The 15,895-nt window shown below is 58.6% G+C and carries 17 protein-coding genes and 1 pseudogene; 10 read left to right on the top strand and 8 right to left on the bottom strand.

Annotation, left to right across the window (positions count from 1 at the left end; all coding sequences use genetic code 11):
• Positions 1 to 44: 44 nt before the first annotated feature.
• From tnpB to ACVJ19_RS43045, 7 genes are all read right to left on the bottom strand, one after another.
• On the bottom strand, positions 45 to 401 hold the full coding sequence (gene tnpB, locus ACVJ19_RS43075) for an IS66 family insertion sequence element accessory protein TnpB (RefSeq protein ID WP_018273742.1): 357 nt from the start codon (positions 399 to 401) through the stop codon (positions 45 to 47).
• Complete coding sequence (gene tnpA, locus ACVJ19_RS43070; protein WP_424578819.1) at positions 398 to 820, bottom strand: IS66-like element accessory protein TnpA; 423 nt, start codon at positions 818 to 820, stop codon at positions 398 to 400. The genes tnpB and tnpA overlap by 4 nt, the downstream gene beginning before the upstream one ends.
• Before the next feature lie 122 nt (positions 821 to 942).
• Positions 943 to 1,401, bottom strand: coding sequence for a hypothetical protein (locus ACVJ19_RS43065; RefSeq protein WP_456739517.1), 459 nt, complete (start codon positions 1,399 to 1,401; stop codon positions 943 to 945).
• 748 nt (positions 1,402 to 2,149) lie between these two features.
• Complete coding sequence (locus tag ACVJ19_RS43060) at positions 2,150 to 2,746, bottom strand: anthranilate synthase component II (protein ID WP_014497769.1); 597 nt, start codon at positions 2,744 to 2,746, stop codon at positions 2,150 to 2,152.
• Complete coding sequence (gene pabB, locus ACVJ19_RS43055; RefSeq protein WP_028144144.1) at positions 2,743 to 4,137, bottom strand: aminodeoxychorismate synthase component I; 1,395 nt, start codon at positions 4,135 to 4,137, stop codon at positions 2,743 to 2,745. Before pabB ends, ACVJ19_RS43060 begins: the two co-directional genes overlap by 4 nt.
• Before the next feature lie 153 nt (positions 4,138 to 4,290).
• Entirely contained in the window at positions 4,291 to 4,608 is a 318-nt protein-coding gene (locus ACVJ19_RS43050) for a Dabb family protein (protein WP_011084888.1), read from the bottom strand.
• A 135-nt stretch (positions 4,609 to 4,743) separates the two neighbouring features.
• Positions 4,744 to 5,379: a GntR family transcriptional regulator gene (locus tag ACVJ19_RS43045; protein WP_011084889.1), complete on the bottom strand. Its 636-nt coding sequence runs from the start codon at positions 5,377 to 5,379 to the stop codon at positions 4,744 to 4,746.
• Positions 5,380 to 5,493: 114 nt separating this feature from the next.
• Here ACVJ19_RS43045 and bioB point away from each other — a divergent pair, with 114 nt between their 5' ends.
• The 9 genes and pseudogenes from bioB to ACVJ19_RS43000 all read left to right on the top strand — a co-directional run bounded on the left by bioB (position 5,494) and on the right by ACVJ19_RS43000 (position 14,239).
• Positions 5,494 to 6,489 carry a biotin synthase BioB gene (bioB, locus tag ACVJ19_RS43040; RefSeq protein WP_453947762.1) on the top strand — a complete coding sequence of 332 codons (996 nt, stop codon included), beginning with the start codon at positions 5,494 to 5,496 and terminating at the stop codon, positions 6,487 to 6,489.
• Positions 6,490 to 6,539: 50 nt separating this feature from the next.
• The gene (gene panD / locus ACVJ19_RS43035) at positions 6,540 to 6,893 is read left to right on the top strand and encodes an aspartate 1-decarboxylase (RefSeq protein ID WP_018646905.1); all 354 of its coding nucleotides are present in this window, start codon (positions 6,540 to 6,542) and stop codon (positions 6,891 to 6,893) included.
• Between the two features lie 75 nt (positions 6,894 to 6,968).
• Positions 6,969 to 8,124 (top strand): annotated as a pseudogene (locus tag ACVJ19_RS43030) (8-amino-7-oxononanoate synthase).
• Complete coding sequence (gene bioD / locus ACVJ19_RS43025) at positions 8,121 to 8,756, top strand: dethiobiotin synthase (RefSeq protein ID WP_011084893.1); 636 nt, start codon at positions 8,121 to 8,123, stop codon at positions 8,754 to 8,756. Before ACVJ19_RS43030 ends, bioD begins: the two are co-directional and overlap by 4 nt.
• On the top strand, positions 8,753 to 10,018 hold the full coding sequence (locus ACVJ19_RS43020; protein ID WP_018646903.1) for an adenosylmethionine--8-amino-7-oxononanoate transaminase: 1,266 nt from the start codon (positions 8,753 to 8,755) through the stop codon (positions 10,016 to 10,018). Before bioD ends, ACVJ19_RS43020 begins: the two co-directional genes overlap by 4 nt.
• Positions 10,019 to 11,264: 1,246 nt before the next feature.
• On the top strand, positions 11,265 to 12,143 hold the full coding sequence (gene panB / locus ACVJ19_RS43015) for a 3-methyl-2-oxobutanoate hydroxymethyltransferase (RefSeq protein WP_026312929.1): 879 nt from the start codon (positions 11,265 to 11,267) through the stop codon (positions 12,141 to 12,143).
• A gap of 3 nt (positions 12,144 to 12,146) precedes the next feature.
• Complete coding sequence (gene panC, locus ACVJ19_RS43010) at positions 12,147 to 12,998, top strand: pantoate--beta-alanine ligase (RefSeq protein WP_453947760.1); 852 nt, start codon at positions 12,147 to 12,149, stop codon at positions 12,996 to 12,998.
• A gap of 12 nt (positions 12,999 to 13,010) precedes the next feature.
• Positions 13,011 to 13,370 (top strand): hypothetical protein, encoded by a 360-nt coding sequence (locus tag ACVJ19_RS43005; protein WP_011084898.1) that lies wholly within the window; start codon positions 13,011 to 13,013, stop codon positions 13,368 to 13,370.
• Positions 13,371 to 14,038: 668 nt separating this feature from the next.
• The gene (locus ACVJ19_RS43000) at positions 14,039 to 14,239 is read left to right on the top strand and encodes a hypothetical protein (protein ID WP_014497761.1); all 201 of its coding nucleotides are present in this window, start codon (positions 14,039 to 14,041) and stop codon (positions 14,237 to 14,239) included.
• A gap of 345 nt (positions 14,240 to 14,584) precedes the next feature.
• Here the strand turns inward: ACVJ19_RS43000 and ACVJ19_RS42995 are convergent, their stop codons facing one another.
• Positions 14,585 to 14,788 carry a hypothetical protein gene (locus ACVJ19_RS42995; protein ID WP_014497760.1) on the bottom strand — a complete coding sequence of 68 codons (204 nt, stop codon included), beginning with the start codon at positions 14,786 to 14,788 and terminating at the stop codon, positions 14,585 to 14,587.
• Positions 14,789 to 15,184: 396 nt separating this feature from the next.
• Between ACVJ19_RS42995 and ACVJ19_RS42990 the strand changes: the two genes are divergently transcribed.
• Positions 15,185 to 15,463 carry a hypothetical protein gene (locus ACVJ19_RS42990; RefSeq protein ID WP_018648581.1) on the top strand — a complete coding sequence of 93 codons (279 nt, stop codon included), beginning with the start codon at positions 15,185 to 15,187 and terminating at the stop codon, positions 15,461 to 15,463.
• Positions 15,464 to 15,895: the final 432 nt, after the last annotated feature.

Below are 15,895 nucleotides of genomic sequence, written 5' to 3'. Positions count from 1 at the left end.
GAGCTACACGAACGCACTCGCAATCGCCAGCAAAACAAGACGCTTCAGGCAACCTTCGTCGGCCGCTTCGTCACCTTCGGGACCACACGCGACCACTCCGCAAGACCTTCAATCAGCATCGCCAGTTGCGCCCCCGTCACCGGCATCGTACCCTCGCGAACAGGTGGCCAGGCAAAGCCCCCATTCTCCAGCCACTTCGTCGCTAGAACCATTCCCGAGCCGTCAAAAACCAGTAGCTTCAAACGATCCGATCGCTTCGATCGGAAGACATAAACGTCACCGCTGTAGGGCTTGCCGCCTAATCCCTCCGCTACCAGCGCGACAAGGCCATGAACGCCTTTACGAAAGTCAATCGGCTGCGTCGCGACGAACACACGGACCATTGGACCGAAAGAGATCATCGCGTCGATCTCACCGCCGCCAGCACGCGCTCCAGCGTCGCGGCGTCGACGCCGACGGGCACGCGCACCGTCGCGCCCGCGATCATCACCTCGATCCGCTCGGCCGGATCCGTCAGAACATGCGCCTTATCGATCGCGTTCGGCTGCGCCTCGACGGCGGCCTGGAGCCTGACTTGCACGAACTGCGGCGCTTCGCTCGACGCGAGCCGCGCCTGGCGCCGCCACACACTGAGCAGTCCCCGGTTCACCCCGTTGCGTCGAGCCACCTCGGAAATGCTCGTCTCCGGATCGGCACTCTCGGCCACGATCCGCGCCTTCTCCGCATCGCTCCAACTGCGCCGTCGCCTCTCCCCTGTGATCACCTCGATCCGCTGATAGGAGGCGGCATCATGCCCGTCTTGATGTCTGTCTTGATGCATGGAACGAGCGTCCCTCGCGTTGTCAAATCCACGCGCGAGTCTCGCTCATCCCGTCCACCTAAACGAGGTGGGGTCGTCGTACCGCTATCGTTACATTTTGCCGGTCAAGGCGACTGGTTGGGTCAGCAAGTAAATTTTGTGATTTGTAGTGCGTCGGAAGGACTGGATGTAGGCCAGCTTGGGACATGAGGAACATTAATCGTGAGCTCCGCGCTCGCGAGGGCGCCATTCCGGCACCAGCGCGAGGCAGGCTGAGCGTCGACGACTTCTGTGCCCTCAAGGAAATCACCAAATATTGCCGATGCGGTTGCGGAGGCAGCGCGCGCTCTCTGCCGCGCAATCGTCTGATGCTTTGCGACGTCACCACGACTTTCACGAGATGGGCCTGCCGACATTTCGATGTCGTCGAAATCAACACTCTCTTGGGCCGAAATCTTCCGGACCTGGAAGCTCTCGCCGTTGCACAAGTGCAACGACATTTCTCTGCGATCGGCGAGGCAGACGAACGCTGGGTGGGCGATGGTATGCATCGCATCGAGGGCGAAGAGACTGAGATCTGTCCCTTCTGCGCTCAGGACCATGCGAATTCGCCGCGCATCGAGACTACCGCGCGTACTTCAGTGAGGGCTAAAGACGGCGGAGCAGAGCAATATTGTTGAAAGATACAAAAAGAGAAGGAAGGTTTATCGCGAAATGACAAGAACGCGTAGTCAAATAGCGGACCAAAGTAATGTGTTTAGTGAATGAGTGAAGGACTTGATTCCCTTTCCAGAAAGAACAAATGTTGCCGAGAAAATACAAGAGATTCTAACAAGCGCGGCGAACCGGGCGCCGGAGGAGCCTATTTTTTGACGAATATCGAAACGTTTGCGAGGCGCCGCCGGCGCACGAAGTCGTGCCTCGCGCGCTTTGCTTGTCACCTGAGCATAGGGACGTCCTTTTATGGATCCAATCAGGGCAGCAGAAGACAGCCGATGAAATTGCCGAGCTCAATCGCAACGTCGATGCGCAGCAAGCCGAGCTAAGGCGGATCTCGGATCAGATCGCAACCCTGACCCAAAGAATCGAGGGGCTGCAGAATCCGGCGCCTGTTGCTTCTCCTGCTCCTGCTGCTTCTTTGCCCCCCGCGCGCACCACATCCAAGCCGGCCAAGAGAGACGTCCGGTCCTCGAAACCGCAGGGGCTGGTTTCCGTCGGAGGCGGGCCGCTGACTGCAGAGCCAAGCACGGAACAGCGCGGATTACCACAAAATGCCTGCCATATGAGGCTTCGCCTTCCAACCACGTCGAAAACCGACGGTCCACCATCTTGATTGGCAGGCCGAGCCTCTCATTGCTCCGCGCGGTTTCGGAAATCCTGTGCGAGTCGCAAGAAGTTCTTAAGCAGGACGTGCCCCTGTGAGGTAAGTATCGACTCGGGATGGAACTGGACCCCATAGGTGGGATAATAGCCGTGCGTGAGGGCCATGATCTCGCCTTCCTCCGAACGCGCTGTCACTACGAGGTTCTGCGCACATGACTGATCAAGCGCGACGATAAGAGAATGGTAGCGTCCGACGTCAAGCGGGGTTGGCAGTCCCTTGAATAACCCTCGGCCGTCATGCGCAACGTATGAGCGCCGACCGTGCATGGGCCGACGCGCACGCGCCACCCGTCCTCCGAAAACGCTTGCAATACACTGATGTCCAAGGCAGATGCCGAGAATTGGTACGCGTCCTGAAAGTTCGCGAACCACTGCTGTCGATATTCCTGCCTCAGTTGGGGTGCAGGGGCCGGGCGATATGACCACCGCGCGCGGGTTGAGACCAACGAGCTCGCTGATGCTGATAGCGTCGTTTCGGATCACTTCCGTTGCTTCACTGAGCTTGTGGAAATAGCGGGCAATATTGAACACGAAGGAATCGTAATTATCGACGATGACAATCAAAATGCACCAGCTGGTTCAGTACCAAATGCATCAAAGATTCGCTCTGCCTTGGTGAGCGTTTCCTCGTATTCGGCCTCGGGCTTCGACAGGGCCGTTATACCGCTGCCCGCATGAAACACAGCCAGGTCGCCGTCGATCGTGACAGTGCGGATCGCAATACTGGTGTCCATGTGCCCGTTGAAGCCGATGAAGCCGATCGCCCCACAATAGACCTCTCGCGCTATGCGCTCGATTTCTGTAATAATTTCCATCGACCGCGGCTTTGGCGCTCCCGTAATGGAGCCGCCGGGAAAGCAAGCGCGGAGCAGGCTAACGGCGTCTTCGTCTCCGGCAAGTTTCCCCGTAACGATCGACACGAGATGGTGCACCGAGGCATAGGACTCGAGATTGCATAGGGCCGGAACCCCGACCGAATGCGCAGTGCAAACGCGTGACAGATCGTTACGCAAAAGGTCGACAATCATCGTGTTCTCGGCCTGATCCTTTTCGGAAGCGAGGAGAGCAGCCGCACGGCGGTGGTCTTCCTTGGGATCAGGCGAACGCGCTATCGTGCCCTTGATGGGGCGTGTCTCGACTTGTCGCCCCTCAAGTTTCAGGAATCGTTCCGGCGAACTTGATGCGATGGTCAGCTTTCCCCATCGCAGCAGGGCCGCAAAAGGCGCCGGATTCAATGATCGTAGCTGGCAATAGAAGGCGAGCGGATCAAACGAGGTCGACAGGCGGGTGCTGAAACGCTGCGCAATATTTGTCTGGAACACGTCACCCGCGAGAATCAAGTCGATCACGCGTTGTACCGCCGCAATGTAGCCGTCGCGGCTGAAGTTCGAGCGCCACGCGCCCGCTTTGCTGGGACAACCCTTCTGTGGCGCGTTTGGACCGGCAAGCAATGCTGCAAACTCGTCGGCTCGACGAAGCGCTCGTTCGCTCCGTCGCACGCGATCCTGCTCCGGCCATCCGGTCGAGACGATCCAGCATTTGTTATCCCGGTGGTCGAAGCTGATGACCACGTCATAGAAATGCAGGATGGATTGGGGCAAACCCAGACCGGCAATTGGCGGGGCAGACAATCGCTCCAATGTCCTGTTCATGTCGTAGGCAAGGTAGCCTGCCGCTCCTCCCTGGAATGGCGGGAGATCGGGACGATGCTCTTGCGGGTACTTCGCGAGTAGCGTGCGAAGGACCTTCCATGGATCGGCCTCGAGAGTCAGTCCGTTCCAACTGGCTTGGCCGTTCGCGACCCTGTAGGTGCTGAAGGGGTCGCACGTTAGATATGAGTAGCGCCCAAGCAGCTCGTGCCTTGCTGCGCTATCGAGAAACGTGAGATGCGATCGATGCCCAAGACGTCGCATCGCTGTGACAGGTTCAACCCACTGCAACTCGCGAACGTACATCGGGTTATCGGTCACAGGCGGCTGACGTCGTGAAAGTGCCGTTCCATCTGTTGCCCCACCGATGAGAATGACTCTTATCTGTGCTGGGCCGAAACATGAGGCCCATTGCCAAGTTACGCCGGCGGCGGACTTTTTGCTGCGACAGCACCAGGATCATCCTGCCGTGGAGGCGAAAGGGGTATCTGTTGATACATCGTAGTCGGCCGCGAACCGCAGCTCGCGGAGCGGTCGGACCCGTTTAATCGATTCCTGGTAGAGATCGTGCGCTTTGTACGCTGCGAGCTCTGTCTCGCTGTCGAACTCACCATAGACCACGATGTCGATATCGTTGCCGAGCTGATCGGTCTTGCGGTTACGGGCAACCTCAAGCCGGCGCGCATGCGGTATCGTGCTGAGAAGCGAAAGACCTTCGATGATCTGGTGGATATGCGCCTCGTCCTTGGCGCTGAAGAAAACGATGTGACGAATCATGGCCGTCCGTGGAGATGTCGCTAGCGGGTGCCATAACTATCTGGGAATAGATTCGGTTGCAATGAGGCTAGTCGCTTGCCGCATGATCGTCGCTTGCAACCGTCGGCGATCTGCAATGGAGCTTGCCAGATTTGCTCAGGACGCCGGAAGGGCAAGTCGCTCAATGGTTTGAATGTGCCGCGTGAGCAGGTTACAGGCGTGATCGACGTTGCGCGTTCGCAGGGCTTGCAGAATCAGGCGGTGATCTTGATTGGAGCGCGGTCGCCAGCCCACCGATCGCGCCATCGCGAACACCAATCGAGAATTGGCAAGCTGCAATCCATCGAGGCTCGCGAGCAGACGCGGCATTCCGCACGGCGCGACCAAGGCTTGGTGAAAGGCGCGGTTGGCCATCTCAAACTCCTCGATCGTCTTTGCATTGTCTCCTTCGATTAGGGCGAGCTCGATTTGAGCCAAATGAGCTGTTGTCAGTCTTGGCCCCGAATGGCGCAATGCCACCACCTCGAGCGCGGCGCGCATTTCGGCGATCTCCTTCACTGAACGGGTATCGAGCGGGGCAACCCGAACACCGCGACGCGGCACAGCGACAACAAGATGTTGTGCCTGCAGGTGCCGAAAGGCCTCGCGCACGGGGACGTGGCTGGAATTGAATTCTCGTGCAACGTGATCCTGACGGAGTGGTGCGCCTGGCGCTAAGGCGCCGCTGATAATGCGCTCAGCGATTGAGTCCGCGATGCGCGCGACCATCGTCATGTTGTCAGCAGTGATCATAGATTATCTACCGCAATAATCGGTGCATTTGCGAGGCAGCTCGATTAGCATCTCTTCGAGGGCGATGACTATAGATAATTCACGCGATTATCTACAACTGAGCGAGATTGGGTTATGGATGCTGCTGTGCAAGTCCAACGAAAGAAAGCTAGCAACGGGGCGCAGGTTCGTAATCATTGGAACGTCGAAGAGGCTAAGGCGCTCTACGACCTTCCTTTTGCCGACCTGATGCTTCAGGCGCAGCGCGCTCATCGCAAGAACTTCGATCCAAACCACGTCGAAACTGCGAGCCTGCTCAGCATCAAGACCGGCGGCTGTCCGGAGGACTGCGGCTACTGCTCGCAAAGCGCGCATTACGCGACCGGCCTGAAAGCGACCCGTCTGATGCGTTGCGCCGATGTGGTTGCGACCGCACAGCGCGCGAAGGATGCCGGCGCTACGCGCTTCTGCATGGCCGCGGCCTGGCGCACGCCAAAAGATCGCGATCTTGATACCGTCTGCGACATGGTCAACGCGGTCAAAGGTCTCGGCATGGAAACGTGTGTCACGCTCGGCACGCTGACACCGAAGCATGCCGCGCGCCTCGCCGAGGCCGGCCTTGACTTCTACAATCACAACGTCGACACATCGCCCGAGTTTTACAGCAAGATCATCACCACCCGCAGCCTCCAGGACCGCATCGATACGCTGGCGCATGTGCGCGATGCCGGCATCAAGATCTGCTGCGGCGGGATTATCGGCATGGGCGAGCGCGTCGAGGACCGCCTAGGTATGCTCGTGTTGCTCGCCAATCTTCCCAACTATCCCGAAAGCGTGCCGATCAACCTGTGGAACAAGATTGAGGGCGTACCGGTGGAAGACACCGCGGAGCCTCCCGATCCGATCGCGCTGGTCCGGCTGCTGGCGACCGCGCGGGTCATGATGCCGAGGAGTGTGGTTCGCTTGTCCGCCGGGCGGCAATACATGACCGATGAATTGCAGGCGCTTTGCTTCTTGGCCGGCGCAAATTCAATCTTTGTCGGCGACGTGCTCTTGACCACCAAAAACCCGAAAGTTGATCGCGACGCGGATTTGCTGGCCCGGCTCGGCATCACGTCCGGGCTCGCCTGACGGAAGCAGTGCGCGCAATATGTTGCCCCTACATCCAGCCTAGGTGAGAAATGCAGATAACTTTGATGAAGGGCGAGATCCATCGCGCCTCATTGACCGAAGCCGATCTGCACTATGAAGGCTCGATCTCGATAGATCGTACGCTCCTGGAGGCAGCAGGAATGGTGATCAACGAGCGCGCCGAAATCTACAATGTCGAAACGGGGACGCGCTTTGCCACCTACGTGATCGAGGCGCCGCCGATGTCTGGCACGATAAGCCTGAACAGTGCGGCCGCCCGACTGGTGATGCCCGGAGACAAGATCATTATCGTTGAATATGCCTCATTCGACGAGGCCGAAGCAAAGATGTTCAAGCCGCGCATTGTGCGTGTGGACCGAGACAATCGCATCCTGGCAAGTTGAACCTAACGGGCCATCCTTCCTTCTTAAACGGCCAACGCATTTTTGCGCGATTTGATGCGATCCTCGGAGTGATGAATGCGGTCGATCCAAATAGCTAGACTTAGTCCCTACGTCGCAGCGTTGAATGCCTTGAATGAAGATGAACGGCTGCGCTGCCTCAAGCCGCGCGTGGGGATCGATTTCGCATCGAACGACTATCTGGCGCTCGGGAACGCCTCGCGCATCAAAAAGGCGATGGTCGCCGCGCTCGAGGCGGGCACTCCGGTTGGAGCCGGCGGGTCGCGGCTTCTGCGCGGCAATTGCGAGGAGCATGAACGGCTCGAAACAGAAGCGGCTCAGTTTCTTTGGCGCGGAGGCAGCGCTTTTCTTTGGAGGCGGCTACATCGCAAATTTTGCCCTCCTGACAACGCTCCCGCAGCGCGGCGATCTGCTCGTTCTCGATTCGCTCGTGCACGCCAGTATTCACGAGGGGGCGCGGGCCGGTCGCGCAGAGTGTCGAATTCACGCGCACAATGATCCCCAGTCAGTCGAAGACGCAATTCGCGCCTGGCGAAACAAAGGTGGAGCGGGCCGCGTGTGGATTGTGGCCGAAAGTCTCTACAGTATGGATGGCGACTTCGCTCCACTCGAAGAGCTAGTGGCAATCGCCGATCGCCAAGACGCGTTTCTGATCGTGGACGAGGCACATGCCACAGGCGCTTACGGGCATCAAGGACGAGGGCTCACGGCCCCTTATGACAAGCGCGAAAATCTCATCGTCGTTCATACCTGCGGCAAAGCGCTCGGTGCGGCGGGTGCACTTGTTACGGCCTCCGGCATCTTGCGCGATTTCATGGTCAACCGCTGCCGTCCGTTTATTTTTGCCACCGCCCCATCACCATTGATGGCCGTTGCCGTTCGAGAGGCACTCCTCACCCTGCAGAAAGAGCCGGAGCGGCAGCAACGGCTGGCCAAACTCGTTGCGTTCGCGCATCGGCAGATCACCTCGCTTGGTTTGCGCACACCATCGACCTCTCAGATCGTGCCCTACATCGTAGGTGACAATGCTCATGCAATGCGACTTGCCTCTGCTCTGCAGGCGCGCGGCTTCGATATCCGCGGAATTCGGCCGCCAACCGTCCCTGCAGGCACCGCCCGCTTGCGAATTTCGTTGACACTCAATGTTGGCGAAGCGGACGTGCGCGCGATGCTCGATGCGCTGGTTGAGGTGACGAGGGGCTCGTTTCGATGAATAAACGGATCGTCGTGACTGGTACGGACACCGGCGTCGGCAAAACGGTATTCTCCGCAGGGCTCGCCGGGCTTCTCGGCGCGAATTACTGGAAGCCGGTCCAGGCTGGACTCGAACAAGAGATCGACTCCGAGTGCATCCGCCGCCTCGGTGGCCTCTCGTCCGATCGGATTGTCCCGGAGCTCTATCGACTTCGGACGCCCGCGTCGCCCCATCACTCAGCGGAGATCGACGGCGTTCGCATAGATACAGAGACGCTTGGACTGCCGGACAGCGGCGAGCGGCGACTCGTGATCGAAGGCGCCGGCGGACTCATGGTGCCGCTGACAGCGCGCACGCTTTACATCGACATCTTCGAGCGCTGGCAGCTTCCCGTCGTGCTTTGCGCAAGGACGGGACTGGGCACAATCAATCACTCCCTGCTCTCCATAGAGGCTCTGCGGAAGCGTCAGATTCGAATCCTTGGGATTGCGTTCATTGGCGAAAGAAACGCCGAAACTGAAAGCGCGGTTTGCGAGATCGGGAGAGTGCGTTGGTTGGGACGGCTCCCGTGGCTTGTTCCCCTCACAAACGATAGGCTGCAGGCCGCTTTCAAAGACTCCTTTGTTAGCAGCGATTTCCTGAACCTATGAAGACAGCTAAGAGGTCGCCGATCTGGCATCCGTTCACGCAGCATGCTCTACAGCGGGACATGACGAAGGTGGTCCGGGGAGAAGGGGCCTATCTCTACACCGAAGATGGCCGACGCCTTATCGATGCAATCTCCTCCTGGTGGGTCGTGACCCACGGCCATTGCCATCCATGCATCGTGAACGCGATCCGAGAACAGGCAGGCAAGCTCAACCAGGTCATCTTCGCCGGATACACTCACGACCCGGCTGAGCAGGTTGCGACGGAACTATTGAAGGTCACCTCCGCAGCGCTCGAACATGTGTTCTTCTCCGATAGCGGGTCCACCAGCGTCGAAGTCGCGCTGAAAATGGCGCTCGGCTACTGGCGCAATACCGGAAGAGAGCGAACCAAAATTGTGGTGATGCAGCACTCGTACCATGGCGACACGATCGGGGCGATGTCGGTAGGTAGCCGAGGCATCTTCAATGCGGCCTACGGGGCGCTGATGTTCGAGGTGACCTCGATTCCGTTCCCGGCAAGAGATTGTGAGCAAAGAGCTCTCGATGCGCTTGAAAACGCGTGTCGAAACGAACATCCCGCAGCCTTTATCGTGGAGCCCCTGATATTGGGTGCCGGTGGAATGCTGATGTATTCGCCCTCGGTGCTAAGAGAGATGAAGCGGATTTGCGAAGCCTTTGACGTCCTGTTCATTGCGGACGAGGTCATGACAGGCTGGGGCCGGACGGGTACCTTGTTTGCGTGTGAGCAGGCCGATGTCACGCCCGATATTGCTTGCTATTCGAAAGGCCTCACGGCTGGGGCGCTGCCGCTCGCCGTCACACTGTGTCGTGCCGATATTTTCGATGCGCATTATTCTGAAGATCGCACGCGTACGTTTTTTCATTCGAGCTCATATACGGCCAATCCAGTGGCCTGTGCCGCCGCCAAGGCTAATCTGGACCTATGGCAGGATCAGGAGTATCGCTGGCGGCTGGCATCCTTGGCGAGGATGCAAGAACAGGCACTCGCGCCGTTCCGCCTCGATTCACGGTTCGCAAACGTGCGGCGCACAGGAACAGTCACAGCGGTTGAACTCAACACGCGCGATGCCGGCTATCTGGCGGACATCGGTCCGAGGCTTTTGGCTTTCTTCCAAGCGCGGGATCTGCTGTTACGCCCACTCGGTAACACGATCTACGTGATGCCGCCTTACTGCGTTACGGCGGCCGATCTTGATGAAATCTATACTGCCATCCGCGACGCTGCTGACTTGCTGATGTGAGATGCACGAGACTGTGCGATCGTCTGCAGTGACAGGATCTTGGAAGGGAAAGTGCCCGTATTGCTGCTTTTGATAGTGCAACGAGGATGCAGCCCCCAACTTAAGCGCTCCCGATCCAACTGCCGCAGTAATTCTGCGGGCTAGTCATGCAAGGCGCAGCATTTGACCGAAATGTCGAGCGAATTGCGTAAATCACGATAGAGAAATCAATTATCTTGACCAAATTCTCGGCGAGGCTATCTGCGGAAAGTACTGCTTCGCGAGGCAGCCGCACATCAGAGTCAAGGCTCTTGATGGCTGCAACAACCAGGAAGACGGACCGCCGGGCGGGCCGCACCTTCGGTGCGCGCGTGGTGCTGTGGTCAGAGGGCAGCGGGGCTTCCCAGGTAAATGTCTGACAGGAGGCGAGAATGCACATTGGCTTCCGTAATTCCCTCGACCATTCAGCCACTTGCTGCGCGATATGCGGCGGAAAGTTTGGGCTGATCCGCCATTACTGCTGGCGAACGGCTCTTTGCTCGAAGAGATGCGTCAACCGCTTCAAGGCGCGGCGGGAGGCCGATCAGAAATGGCTTCGTTGGCTTCGAGCGGCTTAGGAATGGACTGAGTTGTGCCGGTACGGCCCTGGTCAGAGAATTCGAGTGGCCCTCTAGAGCACGTGGAAATCAAGTGACAGAAACATCGGCGAAAATAATCGACTTCACGGCCTACAGGGCCAGCAGGCTGGCGCGGTCTGAGCGCGTTCGCGACGACATCTACTCGACCGCGACTCTCGCTGCGCTTACGGCGGCCTGTCACCTTTGGACGTTCCTGGCCTGCCATCCGTTTGCTTTGCTCGGTGCGCAGGCGCCGAAGCAGGAGTCTCACGAGTCCCCCTAGCGGGCAGACACGGAGATGTGCCCTAAAGACGAAGTCCCCACTGCGCGCATCTGCGCTCGGTCCGGTCGCCGTCACCGTTTGGAGAGACTGCAATCAGCCCAGAAACGCGTGCAGATGGTGGCTCGTCGCGAGCGCCGCTCCTCGATTGAGGGCGCGGCTGGCATAGCCGCTGAAACTGCACGTGAAGACGAGCCATCGGGTGGTGAAATGGATGAGGAAGGTCTTGTCTCATGGTTGCGCGACCATTGGACTGTTTTTGCGCTGTTCCCCAGTTCTAGACAACTGGGATCTCCATCCTCCATGCCATTGACAGGTTTCTCCCGCGTTCTCTAGGAAGCGCCGACGGTGTGTGCGGAGCGGATTCAATATGAGCCACAGTTCAGAGCAGCCTCTAGAGCGTGTCACGATTCCGGCACTGCAGCAGTGGAAGGATAAAGGACGGCGTGTCGTGATGACCACCGCCTACGATGCGGTTGCGGCGCGCATCGCGGATCCCATTGTCGATATCATCCTGGTCGGCGATAGCGTTGGAAACGTCTGCCTGGGATTCGACAACACGCTGCCCGTCAGCGTGGCCATGATGAATCATCACCTGGAGGCTGTTGCGCGCACGAGGCCTCATGCCTTGCTTGTGGCCGACATGCCCTTTCTCAGCTTTCATGTCGGTTCTGAGGATACGATTCGCAATGCAGGAGGTTTTTTACAGCGTGGCGCCGATGCTGTGAAACTCGAGGGTGGTGCCAAACGCATCGAGATGGTACGCGCCTTGGTCGATTGCGACATTCCTGTGATGGGACATCTCGGTCTGACCCCGCAGAGCGTCAACGTCATGGGTGGATTCAAAGTGCAGGGAAGGACAACAGATACCGCCTTGCGGTTGCTCGATGACGCGCACCGTCTGCAGGAAGCCGGTTGCTTCGCGCTTGTCCTGGAGGGCATTCCTGCCGAGCTCGCGGCGCGAGCGACCGAATCTCTCACGATACCCACCATCGGGATCGGAGCAGGACCCGATTGCTCGGGCCAAGTGCTCGTGTTTCATGATGTCTTGGGGCTAACCGAAGGCCATCGCCCCAAATTCGTTCGTGCCTATACAAATGGATTCCAGTTGTTCCAGGAGGCGCTGTCGCGCTGGGCTGCCGATATCCGCAAAGGGGCGTTCCCGGGCTCAGAGGAGTGCTATCGGCTTCCTGATCAGCTTCGGCATGCCGTCGCCAACTGGGTGCCCTCCAGTTCAACCTCAAGGTAAGAAATGAAAGTAATTACGAAGGTGGCTGAGCTGCGTCGCGCCCTTGCAGACGTTCGCAATGCCGAAAAGCGCATCGGATTCGTTCCGACGATGGGATACTTGCACGGCGGCCACCTGGCCTTGATCTCGGCCAGCCGGGAACACTGCGACGTCACTGTCGTTAGCATCTTCGTCAACCCCACTCAGTTCGGCCCAAATGAGGATCTCAGCAGGTACCCCCGCGACTTCGCGCGCGATGAAGCGTTATGCGGCAGTGCCGGGGTCTCCATCATCTTCGCGCCAAGTGCAGAGGAGATCTATCCGGCTCAATTTGAGAGCTTTGTCGAGCCGGGCGAACTCGCAAAGCCGCTCTGCGGAGCTTTCAGGCCTGGACATTTTCGTGGTGTAGCGACCGTCGTCTGCAAGCTATTCAACATGGTGCAGCCGGACGTCGCGTACTTTGGACAGAAGGATTTTCAGCAATGCGCGGTAATACGCCGCATGACGGTTGATCTGAATCTTCCGATCGAGATTGTCACTGTGCCAACCGTGCGGGAGCCAGATGGGCTGGCAATGAGCAGTCGCAACCGTTATCTCTGCCCGGAAGAACGTGATCGGAGCTTGGCGATCAGCCGTGGCTTGTTCGCCGCAGCGCATGAGTTTGCCTCAGGGGAACGCGACGCCGCAACGCTGATTGCGCTTGCAAGAAGGCATTTGGAAAGGGTCGATCGACTACAGTACCTTGAGCTTGTCGACCCTGGGACTCTAAGGATTGCTGACAGCCCTCTGCGCTATCCGGCGGTGCTCTGTGTCGCAGCGTACGTCGGCTCCACGCGGTTGATCGACAATGTAGTCCTGTCCTGGTCGCCATCGTAGCGAGATCCGCAAGTGATTGCGCTCAGGAGCAGTCGAACCGGATGGGCTGGCCCTGAAATCCTCAACATCCTGGAAGAACTCTCGAAGACGATCCGGAACTGCCCTTTGCGTGCTGAACAACTCCCCCACGCTCGAGCTCATGATGTCGGTTGGAGATTGGCTCTGCCGCTGACGGGGTGGAGCGAGGCGGGGCCGCTCCACGCTGCCGAGATCATCCGCCTGCAAGCGGGCATCGCCAAAGGAGATTCGCTCAAAATCGTGTGCTGCCAATACGTGCGATTATGGATCAACAACCACGCGCCCATGACCATGAAATTACTTCACGATGGCGCAGACGACCTCGTCAAGCTGCAAAAAGCCGAAGCTCCCTAAGAGCGGCCAGGGGCGAGTCAAGGGGGCAGTGAAGCGCGGGCGCCGGATCCTGGCCCGATTTCGTCGCCAGACGTCGGGCGGGCGCTGGTTTTTGACGCAAAGATATGCTTCACCGCAAGAATTGGTCGCGATGTCCCTCTACAGTGTAGGATGCCAGGCGCTCGGGTTTGGAGCCGATAGGTGCCGTCTTGTGAAACGACATCGGAGCAGTGGCAAGCTATTTCTACCAACTCCATCGGGGCAGGTATGCCGAAGCGCAGCAGGCGCGATAAACGGCAAATCCTCTGGCCGCAATTGAACCTGATGAGGCTCGGCAACGAGCTAGCACCGTGCGAGCATTGGCCTGCGGCAGCCGCCCAGTCAGTCCGGCGCGCAATAGATGGCCGAGCATGCTGTACATCATCGCAGAGCATGATCGCAGGGAGCTCACATTGGCCTCTGAGCTCTAGCAAGCTTGTCTGCTAGGCCCAGACGGCCGACGAGAAGACAAACGCAGGCCGATCAAGCGAGCTGCCGCAATGGATCAGCGATCGCAGAGGTGCTGGACATTGCACCGCGCTGGAAATCGGCCGACCGGCAGTCGCGGAGGCTCATGCGATCCGATGTACTTGAGTTGCGGTCCAGCAAATGCCCATTATCTTCCCCGATGGTATGAGGGAGATCTCTCAATGCTGGACGTTGGCACGATCACGCTTCTGCGCACGATCCTGGATGAGGTTTGCGTGAGCGTCCCACCGTATGACGCCGGCGTCCGCGCCTACGTTGCCTCCAGAATCCTGGAGGCCGCCACCAGAGGTGAGACGCGCCCCGATCTGCTTAAACAGATCGGTCAGGAAGCTCTTTCCAGAGCACCAACGATGTGGCGATAGATCTAGGACATGGCTTGTCATTGAGGTGAATTTCCAAGTCACAGTGCTGAAGATCCAGCTCGCAGAGTGTATCGTGGTCGCAAATCGATGGTGGCCTAACGTCACCCAAGACGCGGCGTTATCTGATGTGAATCGGTTGGCGCGCTGCTCGGTGCCCGGCCGATCCTTGAAACGAGAGAGCAGCTCGCACAGCAGACGCCGCATCCAAGCCTTGGCGCACGCACCCTTGCGCGCCACGATGCCGGTGAGGCGACGCTCCAATAACCTTCGTCCGGAAACGGGGGCGAAGTCAGTGTTCGGCGCCGGAGCGCCGTCAACTCACGCGAGCCGGTGCGCCGTTGCTGTTTACTCCTGTGTGAGCGCCGCAAGTGCCCTTTCGATCACTGTGATGTCTTGACTGACCTGAGCGATCGCTGGCTTCGGATCAATGCCGGTAACGCAGTTCAACTGCTGCAGCAACTCCCGCCGATGCGCCAGAAGGTTCTCCAGCGCGCTGCGGTTGTTTAGTTTCACATAGCCGTCGACAATCAGTCCAATCGAAAGAGACATCGAAACTCTCAAACAAAGCTGTTCTCAACGAAGATGCGTATAGCACATCGGCAAACGATGTTCAGCTCCTCGGAAGAGAATACTGACGGGCGAGCTTGTTAGCGACAAGCGTCCGGCGCCGGGAGCGTGACCGACTATTCCTTGCGCCTTCCAAGCGCCCAGCTCTGTTTGAGCGACTAGCCGAGCAGAAAGACGGCGTATGGTGAGCCAAGAACGCTGCGGGTCGTGGCGATGGAAATGCTACGCTAGCGGAAGGAGTGTTGTCACGAACTGCCATTGTCCTTATCTGCCCGCCGAACGGCTTCCGAGATGCGATGGCGGGTGGCGCGTTGATCGACGACATGCTCGCCTGAATATCTCTTCGTAGAGATTGCGACGACCTCAGGAGCGTCCAGGATGCTCGATGAATATTTGGCCCGCATTCGTGCTCACCGCACAAACATCCACCGCTATCGTCGCCTGCTGAAGTCGAACCTGTCGGATGTCGAACGTCAGTTCATCGAAAAACGCCTCACCGAAGAGCAGACCGCGCTGGAGTTGCTTTCAGCCGAGACCTTCCCGCTCGCGTTTAGCCTCCGGAAGGGGCGGACATGCCGGCAAACTAGTCGCGGAGCCGCGAACGACGCGCGCGTTCCGGGCGGCCTGATCCGAGGCGCGGTGGGACCCCACGGCTGACCCTCCCAGCTGCGCATCCTCAAAAACCGCTCTGTACCGCGGGCTGTACCTAATTTGCGGGTTCTGATCGCGGCGGGCTTTGTCGAGTCCGATCGCCAAACACTTTCGAGCAGCATCACTGACTTCAATCCGGGACCTCTTCACCAGCGGATTAAAAAGCACCACTGTTCGACCGGTTCTCGCTCAGGACTTGTTTGTACTCGGCCATATCTCGGCAGTTTGTTAGATTGGCTACACGCCTAGCCAAATCGTTCTCACTAGCCAGCTGAGACAGCCACAACTTCATCGTTCATCGGTCTGCGACCACGGCATGAGATTTGCTCTGCTGGCTGAAACGCTGCGGAACCGTATTCGCGGCGAGAGGCACAGCAAGGAAGGAAACGACTTGCCAAATCTGCGAGTGGAGACAGTTTATGTCGGCGGCAGTATCTC

The sequence above is a fragment of the Bradyrhizobium sp. USDA 376 genome (assembly GCF_054063675.1).
This window is presented reverse-complemented; position numbering and strand designations above follow the sequence as displayed.

Bases quoted from the DNA above. Each gene is read 5' to 3' on its own strand.
- panD (WP_018646905.1), top strand. From the start codon at position 6,540: ATGCAGATAACTTTGATGAAGGGCGAGATCCATCGCGCCTCATTGACC.
- ACVJ19_RS42995 (WP_014497760.1), bottom strand. From the start codon at position 14,788: ATGTCTCTTTCGATTGGACTGATTGTCGACGGCTATGTGAAACTAAAC.
- bioD (WP_011084893.1), top strand. From the start codon at position 8,121: ATGAATAAACGGATCGTCGTGACTGGTACGGACACCGGCGTCGGCAAA.
- tnpA (WP_424578819.1), bottom strand. From the start codon at position 820: ATGCATCAAGACAGACATCAAGACGGGCATGATGCCGCCTCCTATCAG.
- ACVJ19_RS43045 (WP_011084889.1), bottom strand. From the start codon at position 5,379: ATGATCACTGCTGACAACATGACGATGGTCGCGCGCATCGCGGACTCA.
- ACVJ19_RS43050 (WP_011084888.1), bottom strand. From the start codon at position 4,608: ATGATTCGTCACATCGTTTTCTTCAGCGCCAAGGACGAGGCGCATATC.
- panC (WP_453947760.1), top strand. From the start codon at position 12,147: ATGAAAGTAATTACGAAGGTGGCTGAGCTGCGTCGCGCCCTTGCAGAC.
- panB (WP_026312929.1), top strand. From the start codon at position 11,265: ATGAGCCACAGTTCAGAGCAGCCTCTAGAGCGTGTCACGATTCCGGCA.
- pabB (WP_028144144.1), bottom strand. From the start codon at position 4,137: ATGTACGTTCGCGAGTTGCAGTGGGTTGAACCTGTCACAGCGATGCGA.
- ACVJ19_RS43000 (WP_014497761.1), top strand. From the start codon at position 14,039: ATGCTGGACGTTGGCACGATCACGCTTCTGCGCACGATCCTGGATGAG.
- ACVJ19_RS43065 (WP_456739517.1), bottom strand. From the start codon at position 1,401: ATGGTCCTGAGCGCAGAAGGGACAGATCTCAGTCTCTTCGCCCTCGAT.
- tnpB (WP_018273742.1), bottom strand. From the start codon at position 401: ATGATCTCTTTCGGTCCAATGGTCCGTGTGTTCGTCGCGACGCAGCCG.
- ACVJ19_RS42990 (WP_018648581.1), top strand. From the start codon at position 15,185: ATGCTCGATGAATATTTGGCCCGCATTCGTGCTCACCGCACAAACATC.
- bioB (WP_453947762.1), top strand. From the start codon at position 5,494: ATGGATGCTGCTGTGCAAGTCCAACGAAAGAAAGCTAGCAACGGGGCG.
- ACVJ19_RS43020 (WP_018646903.1), top strand. From the start codon at position 8,753: ATGAAGACAGCTAAGAGGTCGCCGATCTGGCATCCGTTCACGCAGCAT.